This is a genomic window from Shewanella electrica, from assembly GCF_022321485.1.
GTDB lineage: Bacteria > Pseudomonadota > Gammaproteobacteria > Enterobacterales > Shewanellaceae > Shewanella > Shewanella electrica.
Genome location: NZ_JAKOGG010000073.1, coordinates 1 through 392 on the forward strand (window position 1 = coordinate 1; position 392 = coordinate 392).

Consider the following 392-nt stretch of genomic DNA (forward strand, 5'->3'; position numbering starts at 1 on the left):
GTAAAGGCAGCTGCCGTCGTCGCTCCTCGCCGTTGGGTCGAAGTTCTTGGCAACAGGGTCGGTGCAACCTTCCGGCACAGGCAGGTTACCTGCTTGCTGTGCTCCTTGCCCGTAGAAGGAACCAGTCTTCATGGCGTCGGAGTTAGCGTCACCAAGAGCAGCCTCGCTCAAGTACTGCTCAGCCAGCTGCACACGCTTGACGTTCTCCTGCTCCTTCACAAGCATGTATCCGTACTCCATGAGCTTTTCGATCGTCATCTTGGGCTGCTCGAACTCCGGTGGGCCCTCCCTCGAGTTCACCAGCCTCTTGCCAATGTTCTCCACACCCGTGTCCGACACCCACTTGCGCACCTCGTCGTCGTAAACACGGGCACGAAGAGCGCCGAAGAAAT

Annotated in this window: 1 protein-coding gene; it reads right to left on the reverse strand. The window is 58.4% G+C overall.

The window, feature by feature from the left end; translation table 11 throughout:
* On the reverse strand, nucleotides 1-392 hold a 392-nt coding region (locus L9G74_RS23875), incomplete at both ends, for a hypothetical protein (protein WP_238898524.1).